Raw genomic sequence first — 15373 nt, 5'->3', positions numbered from 1 at the left:
ATTCATATTAGAAATAGAATAAATAAATCCAATTAAAAGTCTTTCTCGACCACTGTCAATTCTATTTTGCCAGAAACCAATCCGTTAGCTTTTTTTACCGATACCGTATAGATACCGCTTTGGTTGGTATGAACATTTTCGAGCAGTACATTTTGAGAATACGACCTGAAACCGTTGGGTCCTTCCCATAGATACAGTGCATTGGCATGAAAAATAGGAGCTTCAAGCAGCACTTGGGTTCCTTTCACTACCGTCAGTTTTTCATTTTTTAGTGGTAGGGCTTTTGCCTTTAAGTCTATTACTTTTTCTTGGCTAAAAGAGTAGTAAAATACCCTGCTGGTGTCGGTGTTGTATCGGTGAAATTTCTTTTTTTGCGGACTTGAAGTCGTTTTCTTTTCAAAAAGAAAAGTAAAAACCGTCGATGCCATTATGAAAAGAATGGTAAAAAGTTTAATCATATTGTTTATTTTTGGGATACCTATCAGATAAATAGAGCAATTTTTAGACCAAAATTTGAGCTCGCCATTTGTTAGATTATCGAAAACGCCAAACTATTTTGACTTTATGATGCTGGAAGTGAATCAATTCCGAAAAAAATATAACCAACACCTTGTTTTGGAGATTTCCGAACTCAGGATTTCTGAAGGTATACATTGGTTTGTGGGTAAAAATGGCTCTGGAAAATCTACTTTCTTTAAGTCTTTGGCTGGCATTATTCCTTTTGAAGGTTCATTATTATTTCAAAACATGAGCCCTCATGATCAGAAATGCAAGTTTTTGGTCAATTACTCAGAGGCAGAGCCTAAATATCCAGACTTTGTGACGGCCAAAGATATCTTGACCTTTATAGCTTATGCCAAAAAAGCTCCCTCAGGTCAACTTGCGGATTTAGTATCGCATTTTGGAGTGGTGGACTATTGGGAAAACAACATCGGAACCTATTCTAGTGGAATGCTCAAAAAAGTCTCTTTGGTTTCGGGCTTTCTTGGTCGGCCTCAACTTATCATCTTAGACGAACCCTTTATATTGGTAGATGCGACTTCTATTGATAAATTATACGAGATAGTGGCACGAACTCAGGCCGAGCATGGTACAAGTTTTTTTCTGTCTTCTCACCAAGATTTGCTTCCAGAAAAACTCAAAATAGACTCTGTGTTCATAGTTGATAATAAAACAATTGTAAAGCAATGAGAGCTGTTTTTATTATTTTCCAAAGAGCCATTGTTTGGGATTATTACCGAAAAAATGTATTGTTTTTGTTGGTGATTGTATTGTTTGCTTTTGGGTTTTTGAGTGGACAAGAACACCAAACCATTGTTAAGCAAGCCCTAAACTCCCCGAAGTTGTTGGTATATACGGGATTCTTGTGGCTTCTTCATGGGGTCAAAACTTATCTTTTTATTCTTCGTTCATTGGGTCAGCCAGAGTTTAGGTTTCTGTTTCATTTAAGGTTGTTGAATTTGTGGCAGCGGCTGGTTCTGTGGGGTTATGTCAGTTTCATGCTCAGCCAACTGACCTTCTTGTATGCCATATTTATGGTAGTTATAGGTTTTATTCTTGGTAAGCTCATGTCTGTAGTTTTTATCCTAAGTTCGCAACTATTTGTCATGTTTTTGGGCGTTTTTATTTACGAACGCCGAATCCGCCAAACTCCCGAAGCCAAGGCTATTTTTTCATTTTCTTTTCCTCAATTCTTTAAATTTCGACTACCGGCTGTACTTTTTTATCACAAATACCTACTGTACAAGGAACCCATCTTACTACTGCTAACCAAGTTTTTTAGTATTTTCTCCGTGCTATTTATGGTTTGGCTATTTCCCACCGACGAGTACGATCACCGACTTTTTAGTATAGCAGCCGTTATTATTGCGGTTTCTCATCTTCGTATTTGTTCCCAATACGTTTATTTTCACAATAGCCATCTGGCGGTTTTCAATAATTTACCACTGGGTTTTTGGTATAAAAGTATAATGCTTGTTATTGGATATTTCATTTTGCTCCTGCCCGAAATTTACCTGTTCATGGTTAGGGCTCAGCCACTAGTAAGTTTATCTTACGCATTTGCATGGTTGATTTTTGTTATCAGTCTCGTTGTTTTTATACATGGTTTTCAATATTTGCAGACGCTTAGCGATGACTCCAAAATGCAATATTTTTTCTTCGGTTTTGTGTTTGTTTTGTTGCTGGTCATGTATAAGGTGCCACTATTTTTGCTCAGTAGTTTCTTTTTCTTGTGCGGTTTTGGGCTTTTGAAGAAATTAGAAAATGATTATGAACCAGTGCAATAGATTTTTAAATTGGTGTTTTTAGGAATCTTTTTCAGGTCATGCTTGATGAATTTACAGACTATTAAGGTGGCCTGACAGCAAAAAAATATTGAAGGCGATTCTCTAATGAGTTTTTTGGGTTAAATTTGCAAACTGGAAAAAAGTTAAAGTTTCTTGAAATACTGAATTTGTAAGGTTCATGATGATAAGACTTGCTTGATTTTCAGAAAATTGACTTGAATGCAAGAAGAAAAATTTATAGTAATTCGTGAAGCGATTGCCAAAAAGAACCCTAAACTTCTAAAATGGCTGCCAGGTTTTGTTTTACGCTATATCGAAAGAATTGTTCATGAAGAAGACATCAACAAAGTGATGCAAAAAATAGGGCATCTGCAAGGTCTTGACTTTGTTGATGCACTTATTGGTCAAGAACTTAAAGTGGATGTGGAACTAAAAGGTGCTGAAAATATCCCACTCACAGGCGGTGTAGTTTTTGCTTCTAATCATCCTTTAGGAGGTCTTGATGGAGTAGCTTTTATGCATGCATTGGGCAAGTATCGGAAGGATATAAAGTTTTTAGTTAATGACATTTTAATGAATATCAAGAATCTGCATTCACTTTTTATACCTATTAACAAACATGGTTCGCAGGCCAGAGAAGCCATGCGTGCTATTGACGAAACTTATGCTAGTGACCAAGCCATGCTTGTTTTTCCGGCAGGGCTGGTATCAAGAAAACGAAAAAATGGTGTAATAAAGGATCTTGAATGGAAGAAAAGTTTCATAACAAAGGCCAAGAAATATAAAAAAGATATAATTCCTGTTTATATCGAAGGTCGAAATTCGGACTTTTTTTATAATTTAGCGAGATTCCGTAAAAATATAGGAATTGGGGCCAATATCGAAATGTTTTATCTAGCCGATGAGATGTTTGCACAGAAAGGTAAAAAAGTAACGATTGTAATTGGAAAACCAATTCCGTATACTCGATTTGACAATACCAAAACCGAACAAGAGTGGGCAGAGGTAATAAAAGAAACTGTTTATGCCATGGCATAACAAAACAAATTTATGCAGAAGATTATAGACCCGATAGAAAGAGAAGTTCTAAAGAAAGAGTTAAATAAGGACACGTTTCTAAGGAATACAAATTTTGGAAATATAGAGGTTCATTTGGTAAATCACCATCGTCAGCCGAATACTATTCAGGAGATTGGCCGATTGAGGGAACTCACCTTCAGAGCCGCAGGCGGAGGTACCGGACTTGCGGTGGATCTTGATTACAACGATACTTGTGAGGATTGTTACGATCAACTTATCACATGGGATCCTGAAGAAGAGGAAATTGTGGCGGGCTATCGCTTGATTAGATGTGCAGATGCCAGTATAAATGACCACGGCGTACATAACTTATCAACATCTCATTATTTTCATTTCTCTGAGAAATTCAAGACTGAATATTTGCCTCATACGATTGAGTTGGGTAGGTCATTTGTTCAGCCCAAGTTTCAGCCAAGTAGAGAAAACCGCAAAGGTGTTTTTTCTTTAGATAATCTTTTTGACGGGCTAGGTGCCATGGTGGTAATGAACCCAGATATAAAATATTTATTTGGAAAGGTAACCATGTATTCGCACTACAATAAGGAAGCTCGCGACCTTCTACTCTATTTTATGAACCATTATTTTCCAGATACAGAAAAGCTGGTTTGGCCAATAAAGCCACTAGGGTATTTTGGAGATGTTTCGGTATTCGAGGGCTTGTTTGACGGTCTTTCCTATAAAGATGGTTACAAAATATTGAATGGAAGAGTTAGGTCTTTGGGTGAGAATATTCCCCCTCTCATCAATACTTATATGGGATTATCCGCCACAATGAAGACCTTTGGTACAGCTCTCAACGATGACTTCGGTGAGGTTGAAGAGACTGGGATTTTAATTACCATAGAGGATATTTTCCAAGCTAAAAAAGACAGGCACATAGCTTTCGCCAAATAATTTTTTTTGCTCTACTTTTTGTTTTCTGAAATAAGCTTTTCATGCTCGAGAGGAAGTCCCACAGGATTCAAAGAATATCTTTTTAATGAAGGATTTTTACTCACATTTGAGTAGTCTTTAAAATACCGCAGAAAATACATCTAAGCCTACAACTGAGGTTTTCTTTCCTGTAGGATTTTTTAAGAATGTATTCCTTGGAATCTTCATGTTAAAGAATGGCCTCGATACACCTGCATTTATCGAAGCTTGTATTCATTATTGTATCTCGTTAAATAGGCGTTAATGCAAATTAATAGTTTGTTTATCAGTGCTTTACAAAATGATTTATTTCGTTCTTCTTTGAATTAAGTAAGGCTCATAAGTTCCTCCATTCGGCATTTTGCCGGATAAATATTTTGTGATATCAATGAAAGTCAAAATCTCATATTGACCATATTACATGTTAATTGTATTACATGGAATCAAAAAAAGCTTAACCCTATATTAAACAAGATTAAAATAAAATTAAAATAATATTAGAAATTAATTAGAAAAATATTTTAAAATCTATAATTGATTGTATTTTTTTAACAATTTCTTAACGTAAATTAACTTTTCTGCTTTTCATTATAGAGTTTTTCGCAAATCAGGTCTAGATTAGACATTTATTATTATTCTTAAACTTTATAAACAGACTCTATGAAAAAAATTCTACTTGTCAGCTTTCTGCTGATTATGTTGGGTGAATCTTTTGCCCAATCTGTTAACATTTCAGGCCGAGTTACCTCTAGCGATGACAATTCGTCGTTGCCTGGTGTGAGCATCGCCGTGAAAGGAACTTCGAAAGGTGTAACCACCGATGGGGATGGTAAGTACAAAATTGCGGCTAGCAAAGGCGATGTTTTGTTATTTAGTTTCATTGGTTTTACAGCACAAAGTGTTACCGTGGGAAGCCAAACAGTGATTGATTTGAGCATGAAACCAGACGCGTCACAGCTTGAAGAGGTGGTGGTAACAGCTCAAGGTATACGTAAAAACCTTAGAGAAATTGGTTATGCTTACTCCAAAGTAGCTACAGAGGATGTGACAGTTGGTCGTTCGCCACAATTGGCCCAAGCACTTTCAGGTAAAGTGACGGGCCTAGCGGTTTACAACATCAACAACAGCGTTGACCCTGCCGTTAAGGTGGTTTTGAGAGGTTACAGGTCGTTGACGGGTAACAACGAGGCTCTTGTGGTTTTGGACGGTATGCAGACTACATCAACAGTTTTGGCTCTGATTAACCCTAATGATATAGAGAGTGTTTCTATCTTGAAAGGTGGTCAAGCAGCTACTTTATACGGCTCTGCAGGTATCAATGGTGCCATTGTAATCACAACAAAAAAAGGTACCCAAGGTAAACTTAAGGTAAACTACTCTAACAGTACAAACTTGGAGCAAGTAAGTTTTTTGCCTGATTTTCAAGACAAATACGGTTCAGGTTCTCATTACTACCAGTCTTTTGGTTCGGCGGGCTACAGCTCTGATATAGCCACAAGAATGGCAGGAAACTGGAGACCATACGAAAACCAACAATATGGCGATGCTTTTGATGGATCGGAGAGAATTCAGGGTAGAGTAGCTGAGGATGGTAGCAAATTGGTTGTCCCTTACGCAGCCATTCCGGGTATCAGAAAAAAGACTTTCGATACAGGTGTTTCTTCTAACAATCAGGTGAGTTTCCAAGGAGGAGACGCTACAAGCTCTTACTACCTTTCACTCGAAAATCAGTCTATTCGTGGTGTAGTTCCTGAAGACAAGAGCAATAGAACTGGTGTAAGAATGTCTGCAACAAAAGAGCAAGGCAAACTAACTTCTAGCTTTACTGGAGCTTACACACAAGCCAATTTTGACAGAACGTCCGCTGATTTTTATAGTGAAGTTTTGAACCAACCGGCCAATATTCCTTTGGACGATTTAAGAGACTGGAGAAACAATCCTTTGGCTAGTCCTAATGGCTACTACAATGATTATTTGAACAATCCGTACTTTGTTGCAGGTAATAGCAGAAGCAAATATAAAGATGCCAATATCTCTGGTAATATCAGCTTGGTACATAAAACTACCAATTGGTTGCAGTTTACCAACCGTTTGGGCGTTATGAACAATACCAGAAGCGGTAAAAACACCACTGGTAAATTCTTGTACTCTGACTGGGCTAAAAACAAAGCTTATATTCCCGAGCCATGGACACACGATGATGACTATGATGGTATCTACAGAGCTATTACTGATATTTTAGGTTCTGTTCAAGATTTCTCGGGTACTGAAAACGTAATAAATAATGAATTCCAAATTCTTTTGACCAAAGATTTCGGTTCTTTTGCAAACAAATTGGTTTTGGGAAATAGCGTTTACCAAAGAACTACCAAAGGCTTATCTGTAGGTTCAAACTCTATCGTTGTGCCTGATGTTTACAACGTGGCTAACCGTCAAGGTGAGTTAAGTGGAGGGGAAGCTAATACCATGGAGAGGAAGTTTGGTTATTATGCTGACTTAACAACCAACTATAAAAATTGGTTGATTTTTAACGGTACTTTCCGTTATGATGCTACATCTAGATTTTACAAAGCAGATCGCCCAAGGACTTCTTATATGTATCCTTATTATGGAGCGGCTTTGTCTTTTATTGCCACAGATGCTATTCCTTCAATTAAAAGTTCTTTCTTGAACTATGCCAAATTGAGATTCAATGCCAATAAAAATGCGAATGATAACATTTCATTATATGGTTTGGACTTGGTTTACGGCAACGGTGCTAACTTCCCATATGGAAATACGGTAGGTTTGACAGTAGGCAACACTCTTCCTGATGGAGGATTGAAGCCTGAGACAGTTTACTCTTACGAAGTGGGTGGTGAGTTTCAGTTGTTAAACAACAGAATCACTTTGGATTTGACAGCCTATACACAAACTTCAAAAGATCAGGTTATTACTGTTAAGGTTCCTAACACCACTGGTTTCCCATTCTTGTTGATCAACGTGGGTGAGACTAAAAACTGGGGTTATGAGGCTGACATGAAATATTTGATCTTCAGAGACGGGAAATTCAACTGGGATTTTAATGTAAGATACTCGTTTAACGATAACAAAGTAATTGATCTTTATCCAGGAATCACGGAATTCCAGTATGGTGGATTTTCTTATGCCAACACCAACGTTATTGTAGGTCAAAGATTCCCTATGTTGAAAACAGACGGTTATCAGTATGCTCCTGATGGTTCTGGTAAAGTTTTGGTTAATGGAACCACTGGATATCCTTTGAGACAAACTACGCTTTCGACAAGAGGAGGTACATTGCCTCGTCATATCGCAGGTCTTGGCTCTAAAGTTTCTTATGGAAACTTTGCTTTCAATTTCAACTTCGAATACAGGGGTGGAAATATGATGTTTAGTGACCTTGGCCGTCAGATGACATTTACTGGTGCTGGTGGTTGGACAGAAAACAGAGGTGCTCAAATATTTCCTAACTCCGCTATTTTGGGTGCGGATGGCAAAACAGTTACACCTAATACCTCAGTGTATGTACGTGAGCCAGAATATGCCCTTTGGGTGGATAACTACCGTTTGATTTCGGAAAACTTCGTAAACAAAGGCTGGTTTATCAAATTGAGAGACATCAACTTGGCATACAATCTTCCTGAGAAAGTTTTGTCGAAATCGAAGTTATTCACAGGTGCTAGTTTATCTGTTTATGGTAGAAATTTGTTTACAATTGTTGATAAATTTAACTATTATACTGACCCTGAATTTAGTACAATCTCTAGTAACCAGTTCAGTGGAGACATCAACGTATTGGCTGGAACAAGCTCAGGTAATGGAATCGGTTTGAACTCTACAAGACAAACTCCTCCAGTGCGTCAGTACGGTGTAAACATTAATTTATCGTTCTAATCATCTTAAAATTGGATCTAAAAATGAAATTTAAAAAATATATAATTCTTGGATTAGTGGCGTTTATGGGTACTTCGTGTTCTGAGTCTTTTTTAGACATCAACACAAACCCTAACACGCTTCCAACAGCCTTGCCTAGCTTTGTTTTTTCAAACTCGCTAAATACTACGGCAGCTAACATGGTTTCTCCAAACGAAACTGGCTCTTACTGGTCGGGACAATGGACACAGTCAAACGGTTACATTATCTCAACTACTACTTTTGCCTATAATTTCACCAATGGTGATTTTAACTACTGGGATGGTTACTATGACAATCTTAACGATTATCAGTTTGTGATCAATAATGCAGATACACAAAACCAAAAGTTTTTGAAAGGGCCTGCTAAAATCATGAAAGCCCTTTTGTTTCAGCAATTGGTGGATATGTACGGTAGCCTTCCTTACAGCGACGCTTTGAAAGGTGTGGCTTCTTTGGCACCTAAATTTGATGATCAAAAGGCCGTTTATGATAATTTGATTACGCTTTTAGACGAGGGCATTGCAGATGCCAAGGCAAATGCTTTTGCAAGTGCATTTACTGGGTCAGATTTGGTTTTCAAAGGCAATACCACCAAATGGGTGAAGTTTGCTAATGGTTTAAAAATGAGAATATTGATGCGTCAAGCTCGTGTAAGTGGAAAGGATACTTATATCAAAGCCGAAATCAATAAAATCGTAACGGAAGGTTCTGGCTTCTTGACATCTGAAGAAGTTGGTGCAGGTGGTGTAGGATTTTTCTTAGCTACTGCTGGTAAACTCAATCCTGTTTATGACAGATGGGGTTACGATGCCAACGGTGCAAAAAGAGCTTTGAATAACTATCCAAGATTGACACAATACTTGGTAAATTCAATGAAAGCCTCTGGCGACACTGTTCGTTTGAAAAGAATAGGCTATGCTATTGGTGGAGAAGGATCTACTGCCGGAGTAAGTGCCAAAGCTGAAGTTGCAGCTAATTATGTTGGTGCTCCATTTGGCACTAGCTCGGGTTTCTTGCCTGCTAGCTGCAGTGCAATAGGACCAAGTTTATTGGTTAAAGGTGAGTTTAACAGACCTTATATATTGATGACAGCCGCTGAGGTTATGCTGCATTTGGCTGAGGCTAAAGAAAGATATGGTTCTGGTGTTAACTTAACAGGCACAGCACAAGAGTATTTTGAAGAAGGTTTGAAACAATCTTACAGAGCTTTAGGAGCCAATGCAGGATTATCTGCGAGCTTCAAAGGTAGCGGAGTAGACAATTATGACTACCTGGCTTCAAAAAACAAATTGACTGCTATTGCTATTCAAAAATGGTTGGCATTGTGTAACTTCAACGGTCTAGATGCTTGGAGTGAATATAGAAAAACTGGTTTGCCAGTAACTCCTCAAAGTATTCAAGTACCCGAAAGTGGCGAGAAACGACCAGTTAGATTCTATTATCCTAACACAGAGTCGGGATCGAATGCCGAAAATGTAAAAGCCCAAGGAACAATCGATGTTTTCGCAACCAGATTATTCTGGGATGTGGATTGATTTAGGTTATATTAAAACTAACAAAGGTCGCTTCTTTCGAGGCGACCTTTTTCGTTATTATAGTTTTGGTTATTAGTTTATGGCAAGAATTAGATTATCTTTCTGCCAATGGTCAACTGCCATCCTGAAAGCCGCTGGCTAAACTGATTGCCGTCAAATTGTTTCGATGATACATCCGAAAGGCTGCCATCTTTTCTCAAGTCAATATCAAAACCTAAGAGCTTAATGCCTACACCTGCTTGGTAGCCAAAAGTAGCTTTTTCAAAGGCTTCATCTGGGTTGGAGGTTACCACTTTTAATTGGTCCAAGAATTTGGCATCTTCGCTCACTTTTATGGAAGCTACCGGACCTGCATTGATTCTTATTCGGTTGAATAATTTATAACCAATCAACACTGGAATATCTATATTATTGGTTTTGATATCCACTGATACTGGGCTTCCGCCACCTACAGGTACTACGTTTACTTTACCGCCTTTTGTGGCAAACATTACTTCAGGTTGAAGATACAGTTTTTTGCCTAATCGGGCATAAGCTCCAAAAGAATATCCAGTTTTGGTGTCCAAGCTCTCGTTGAAGTTAGCCTTAAATGAGCCTGCATCTGTATAAATTTTTGAAACGTTGACCCCTCCTTTGATACCGAGAGCGAACTGCCCGAAAGAATTTTGGATTACTAATAAAGCGGCCAAAACAAAAAATGCTTTTTTCATAAATGTGATATTGATTATAATTTTCAAGAATTGTTCTAATAAACGTATATTGCGATTTATTAGTACAAAATTAACGAGTCTTTAACAAATGGCTAAGCTTAAATCGGCCTATTTCTGCCAAAGTTGCGGATACAATTCGCCAAAATGGTTGGGTCGCTGTCCCTCATGCAACGAATGGAACACCATAGTAGAAGAATTAATAGCAAAAGACGAGCCAGAAAAAGGTTCGTGGAGATTTGGGAAATCTTCAAAAACAACCAGTAAGCCAAGGCTCATTTCAGAAATTAACAAAACAGAGAAATACAGAATCATAACCGAGGACGCTGAGTTTAATCGTGTTTTGGGAGGTGGCTTGGTGCCGGGTTCTCTCACCTTGGTAGGAGGGGAGCCGGGTATTGGCAAATCTACGCTAATGTTACAGCTGGCCTTGAGCCTTTCAGACTACACCATTCTATATGTTTCTGGAGAAGAGAGTGAGCAACAAATAAAAATGCGTGCCGAAAGATTGGCATTTTCAAATAATAGGTGCTACGTTCTGACCGAGACAGCCACGGATGTTATATTCAAACAGATAGAACTAATAGAGCCGGATATTGTCATCATTGATTCTATACAAACCTTGGTTTCGCCTCTGATAGAGAGTGGTGCAGGTAGTGTTTCGCAGGTGAAAGAATGTGCATCAGAGGTAATGAAATACGCCAAGGAGTCGGACGTGCCGGTTATTATGATTGGACACATCACCAAGGATGGGTCATTGGCAGGTCCTAAAGTGTTGGAACATATGGTAGATACTGTTTTGCAGTTTGAGGGAGATCAATTCATGACTTATAGGATTCTACGAACTACCAAAAATAGATTCGGAAATGCTTCGGAGTTAGGTATTTACGAAATGCTCAGTAATGGACTCCGACAAGTAAGTAATCCTTCAGAAATATTGATTTCGGAGAAAAACGAAAGCATCAGTGGCGTGGCCATAGCGGCCATGATTGAAGGAAACCGACCCTTGCAGATAGAAATTCAGTCCTTGGTCAGCACGGCCAATTACGGAACTCCACAAAGAAGTAGCAATGGTTTCGATCCACGAAGGCTGCAAATGCTATTGGCTGTTTTGGAGAAAAGGGGAGGATTTAGATTGGGCACGCAGGATGTTTTTCTGAACGTTGCGGGTGGTCTAAAAGTAGAAGACCCAGCTATTGATTTGGCGGTTTGTGTTTCTATTGTTTCGTCTTATGAAGATCTTCCTGTAAGTCATTCCATTTGTTTTTGTGCAGAGTGTGGCCTTGGCGGTGAAGTTAGGCCTGTGAATCGAATAGAAAGTAGAATCTCGGAAGCGGCTAAATTGGGCTTTGAGAAAATATTTATTGCAAAAAATAATACCAAAGGGCTTAATTTTGAGGATTTTAACATCAAGATAGTTCCGGTAAGCAAATTAGAAGAAGTTTTTTCGGAGCTATTTGGATAAAAAAGAAAATAAATGGAGCTAGACGAAATAGATAAACAAATACTTGAGGCACTTCAAACAAACGCTCGGATAACTACCAAGGAGCTGTCTTATGATTTAAAGCTATCGCAAACGCCTATTTATGAGCGTATTAAGAGGCTTGAGCGGGAGGGAATTATCAAAGGTTATGTGGCTCTATTAGATAAAGAAAAAGTCGGGAAGCCGATGTTGACGTATTGTAGTGTGCAACTTAAGGAGCATGCCAAACCATTTCTTGAACAATTCGAACGCGAAGTAGTTAATTTCAATGAGGTAGTAGAATGTTATTACATAGCCGGAAATTTTGATTATTTGTTGCGAGTTTTAGTTAAGGATATCGCTCAATATCAGAATTTTTTGGTGAATAAGTTGGCGGCATTAGAAAATATTCAGAATGTGCAGTCTATGTTTGTGATGACCGAAGTGAAATGGTCTACAGAAACTCCTCTTTAAATTAAGTACTTTAAATTGTGGTTTTTGATGAAAATATTGAAAAAGAAGATTTCAAAAAATGCAGATTTTTATTTCAATAAGGAGGGTCTAATGGTTTTTACAAAGGAATATCACCTGAAAAGGGGTTATTGCTGTAAAAGTAATTGTCTAAATTGTCCTTATAAAGAAGAAATTAAAGTTTAGTATTTTGTTTTTAAAATAAAAATTCGGATATTTGCAGCCCAATTAGGTGTTCGTTTCGAGTAAACGAAGTTTCAAAAATTAAAAATAAACAATCATGTCAAAGGTTTGTCAAATAAGCGGTAAGAGAACAAGATCTGGAAATAATGTTTCGCACGCTAATAACAAGGTGAAACGCAAGTTTTTCCCTAACCTTAAAACTAAGAAATTCTTTCTTGAGTCTGAAGGTGTTTGGGTGGAATTGAAAGTAGCTACTAGTGCTATCAGAACTATCAACAAAAAAGGTTTAGAAGCTACTTTATTGAGTGCAGCTCGTAAAGGTACATTGGCTTTATAAAATATTTTTTATTTTTTTTTTGGATTGAATTTTGGACTTTTTTAGTTTAGAATTCAATCTTTTTTTTTATCAAGAATGCAAAGAATTACAGAAACCGCAGAGTTTTTAAAAGCCAAAATCGGAAGCTTTGTACCACAGTTTGGTATTGTTTTAGGCACAGGACTAGGTAAATTGGCGGAGGAAATAGAGATAGAGTTTGAGTTTCCGTACTCCGAAATTCCCAATTTTGTTGAGGCCACAGTTGAATTTCATAAATCAAGACTGATCTTTGGAAAAATATCAGGCAAAAACGTGGTGTGTATGCAAGGTAGGTTTCATTATTATGAGGGCTATAGTATGGCAGAAATCACTTTCCCTATACGGGTAATGAAATTGCTTGGTATAGAATGTCTTCTGATTTCCAATGCCGCTGGAGGTTTAAATCCGAGCTTTCAAGAGAGCGATTTGATGATTATCAATGATCATATTTCTCAGTTTTTACCAAGTAATCCACTTTTGGGAGCTAACATAATGGGAGATAGATTTCCAGACATGAGTGAGCCCTACAGTTTGCAAATCATAACAAAAGCAAAACAAATTGCCGCAAGGCACAATATAACTACCCTCAAAGAAGGAGTTTATGTAAGTGTAACTGGTCCGCAGCTAGAAACTAAGGCTGAATATCGAATGATGCGAATGCTCGGTGCTGATGCTGTTGGTATGAGCACAGTGCCGGAGGTTATTGTGGCCAGGCAAATGAATATTCCAGTCTTTGGCGTTTCTGTCATTACTGATATGTGTGTTCCAGAGACACTTCAAGTAGCTGAAATTTCGAAAATTATTGGCAATGCAGCCAAGGCTGAGCCAGTTATGACCCTTATATTTAAGGAATTGATAGCTGAAGGGATTTAAACTTTGGATTTTTTAAAATCTTTTATTTTATCAAAAAGACCTGTTTCTACAAAAGTGAATTTTTTGTGTGTAAAATAATTGAAAATAAAACTTAATCCCATGCCAACAAAATGACTCAATGTACCCGTAAGGCTAAAGTCATTATTAGTAAATGGAATTTTAGTTTTGATTTCTCCAAAAAGATACGTTAGGCTTTTTAAGGCAAAAGTGGAGCCGGAAACAGTAATAATATAAGAGAAGAAAAGCACCAAGCCAAACTTTATCATCTCTCTGGTAGTATTTCCAGAATGACGACTTTTAAATGCAAAAACCTTTGATAAGATAAAACCAACCGGTATAGAAGCAATAAAACCGATAGAGTACGCTGTTGGTGGATCCATATTTAAATGGCCAATACAATAGGTGGTACCTACTAAATATTGAACAATTACCCCGCTACCTGCAGCAAAAAAGTATGCTATAAGTGACCTCCGTTTTTTAATTAAATTTATTGCTTTTTTCAAAAAGATTGGAATCGTTTTACAAATATCCTGATTTTCAAATGTTTTTACAAATCGTTTTTATTACCAGCGAAGGTTTTTTTTAATTCGACATCAGTTCTAACGAAAAATAGCCAAGTTTTATTGATTTTTGTCTGAATTCATGTTGCTTGAGGCTTCTTCTGCTTGTATCTTTGCTTTCAGAGCGAAAATTTAATTCTAGAAATACTATTAAAACAGCCATGCTTCTAAATATTCTTTTTGCCATTTTTTCGGTTTTTAGTTTAAAGACTGATGCTTCTTCGGCATTTTCTTTTTCTGACGAAACTGATGTTTTTCCTCGTTACAAAAAGTTGCTGGTTGACATTCGTGAGCAAAATATAACCCCATTAGAGGCAGAAAATGAGTTTAAAAGTATTTTAGGTATTCTCAAAAAAAGCTATCCCAATACGTTAGATTCAAGTCAAATAGGCAATTTTGTTTTTCCGCTTACACAGAGTGATTATTCAGCAGTAGGAGGCAATGGCTCGGGGTTTTATATCAAAAACTTTAATCTTTTTGACCACTCGGTTTCAGGAAGCCATCCTGCACACGATATTTTTATATATGACCCTGACCAAGATTGCAAGGATAACAGGAAACAGGATTATGTGGACATCGTATCTGTTGGGAATGGGGTGGTATTGGCCGTTGAAAAAGATTGGACGGATAGCTCTGAATATAGAGGGGGGAACTATGTTTGGGTTTTTGATTTTGAAAGGGGAGGTTTGTGGTATTATGCCCACCACCGTAAGGTAGTGGTAGAGATTGGACAGATTGTGAAGCCCGGTGATAAGTTGGGCGAAGTTGGCCGAACAGGATTCAATGCCAAAAATAAACGGTCAGACACTCATCTCCACCTGATGTATTTGGAATTGGATCAGGATTATTATCCAAAACCCAAGAACTATTATGTTTGGCTCAAAAATGCTGAAACTATCAGAAAATCAACACAAGCAGAGGGTATAAAACGACTTTTTTTTGGTAAATTATCTTTAATAAAACCTCTTCCACCGAAAAAAATAGCTGTTCGTAATTTTGACCTTAAGGTCAAAAGGAAGAGGGTTTAGTTGT

15 protein-coding genes are annotated in these 15373 nt (G+C 37.6%); 12 read left to right on the top strand and 3 right to left on the bottom strand.

All coding sequences use genetic code 11. The annotated features are described in order from the left end of the window. Positions 1-32: 32 nt before the first annotated feature. Positions 33-458 (bottom strand): hypothetical protein, encoded by a 426-nt coding sequence (locus EGI31_RS15695; protein WP_255038100.1) that lies wholly within the window; start codon positions 456-458, stop codon positions 33-35. A gap of 55 nt (positions 459-513) precedes the next feature. Between EGI31_RS15695 and EGI31_RS15690 the strand changes: the two genes are divergently transcribed. The 6 genes from EGI31_RS15690 (at position 514) to EGI31_RS15665 (ending at position 9730) form a co-directional block, all read left to right on the top strand. Continuing rightward, positions 514-1191 carry an ABC transporter ATP-binding protein gene (locus tag EGI31_RS15690; RefSeq protein WP_255038099.1) on the top strand — a complete coding sequence of 226 codons (678 nt, stop codon included), beginning with the start codon at positions 514-516 and terminating at the stop codon, positions 1189-1191. After that, positions 1188-2288 carry a hypothetical protein gene (locus tag EGI31_RS15685; RefSeq protein WP_255038098.1) on the top strand — a complete coding sequence of 367 codons (1101 nt, stop codon included), beginning with the start codon at positions 1188-1190 and terminating at the stop codon, positions 2286-2288. The genes EGI31_RS15690 and EGI31_RS15685 overlap by 4 nt, the downstream gene beginning before the upstream one ends. A 219-nt stretch (positions 2289-2507) precedes the next feature. Continuing rightward, a complete protein-coding gene (glsA, locus tag EGI31_RS15680; RefSeq protein ID WP_255038097.1) occupies positions 2508-3326 on the top strand; it encodes a lyso-glycine lipid O-acyltransferase GlsA in 819 nt (272 codons plus the stop codon). Positions 3327-3338: 12 nt separating this feature from the next. Then, a complete protein-coding gene (gene glsB, locus EGI31_RS15675) occupies positions 3339-4262 on the top strand; it encodes a glycine N(alpha)-acyltransferase GlsB (protein ID WP_255038096.1) in 924 nt (307 codons plus the stop codon). Between the two features lie 678 nt (positions 4263-4940). Beyond that, entirely contained in the window at positions 4941-8174 is a 3234-nt protein-coding gene (locus EGI31_RS15670; protein ID WP_255038095.1) for a SusC/RagA family TonB-linked outer membrane protein, read from the top strand. A gap of 23 nt (positions 8175-8197) precedes the next feature. Further along, the gene (locus tag EGI31_RS15665) at positions 8198-9730 is read left to right on the top strand and encodes a SusD/RagB family nutrient-binding outer membrane lipoprotein (protein WP_255038094.1); all 1533 of its coding nucleotides are present in this window, start codon (positions 8198-8200) and stop codon (positions 9728-9730) included. An 89-nt stretch (positions 9731-9819) separates the two neighbouring features. Here the strand turns inward: EGI31_RS15665 and EGI31_RS15660 are convergent, their stop codons facing one another. Next, a complete protein-coding gene (locus EGI31_RS15660; protein WP_255038093.1) occupies positions 9820-10440 on the bottom strand; it encodes a porin family protein in 621 nt (206 codons plus the stop codon). An 88-nt stretch (positions 10441-10528) separates the two neighbouring features. Here EGI31_RS15660 and radA point away from each other — a divergent pair, with 88 nt between their 5' ends. The 5 genes from radA to EGI31_RS15635 all read left to right on the top strand — a co-directional run bounded on the left by radA (position 10529) and on the right by EGI31_RS15635 (position 13781). Further along, positions 10529-11902, top strand: coding sequence for a DNA repair protein RadA (radA, locus tag EGI31_RS15655; RefSeq protein WP_255038092.1), 1374 nt, complete (start codon positions 10529-10531; stop codon positions 11900-11902). 12 nt (positions 11903-11914) lie between these two features. Continuing rightward, positions 11915-12373 carry an Lrp/AsnC family transcriptional regulator gene (locus tag EGI31_RS15650; RefSeq protein WP_255038091.1) on the top strand — a complete coding sequence of 153 codons (459 nt, stop codon included), beginning with the start codon at positions 11915-11917 and terminating at the stop codon, positions 12371-12373. A 27-nt stretch (positions 12374-12400) separates the two neighbouring features. Then, on the top strand, positions 12401-12556 hold the full coding sequence (locus tag EGI31_RS15645) for a DUF5522 domain-containing protein (RefSeq protein ID WP_255038090.1): 156 nt from the start codon (positions 12401-12403) through the stop codon (positions 12554-12556). A 94-nt stretch (positions 12557-12650) separates the two neighbouring features. Next, a complete protein-coding gene (gene rpmB / locus EGI31_RS15640; protein ID WP_255038089.1) occupies positions 12651-12890 on the top strand; it encodes a 50S ribosomal protein L28 in 240 nt (79 codons plus the stop codon). 75 nt (positions 12891-12965) lie between these two features. Further along, positions 12966-13781 (top strand): purine-nucleoside phosphorylase, encoded by an 816-nt coding sequence (locus EGI31_RS15635; protein ID WP_255038088.1) that lies wholly within the window; start codon positions 12966-12968, stop codon positions 13779-13781. On the opposite strand, the gene EGI31_RS15630 is transcribed toward EGI31_RS15635, so the two are convergent. Continuing rightward, positions 13778-14284, bottom strand: coding sequence for a GtrA family protein (locus EGI31_RS15630; protein WP_255038087.1), 507 nt, complete (start codon positions 14282-14284; stop codon positions 13778-13780). The two genes, EGI31_RS15635 and EGI31_RS15630, sit on opposite strands and share 4 nt — an antisense overlap. A 218-nt stretch (positions 14285-14502) precedes the next feature. On the opposite strand from EGI31_RS15630, the gene EGI31_RS15625 reads away from it, so the two are divergent. Next, a complete protein-coding gene (locus tag EGI31_RS15625) occupies positions 14503-15369 on the top strand; it encodes a M23 family metallopeptidase (protein WP_255038086.1) in 867 nt (288 codons plus the stop codon). Positions 15370-15373: the final 4 nt, after the last annotated feature.

The organism is Lacihabitans soyangensis, from assembly GCF_024343775.1.
Taxonomy (GTDB): Bacteria; Bacteroidota; Bacteroidia; order Cytophagales; family Spirosomataceae; genus Leadbetterella; species Leadbetterella soyangensis.
The sequence above is the reverse complement of the archived record's forward strand: the minus strand, read 5'-3'. Positions and strand labels throughout refer to the sequence as shown.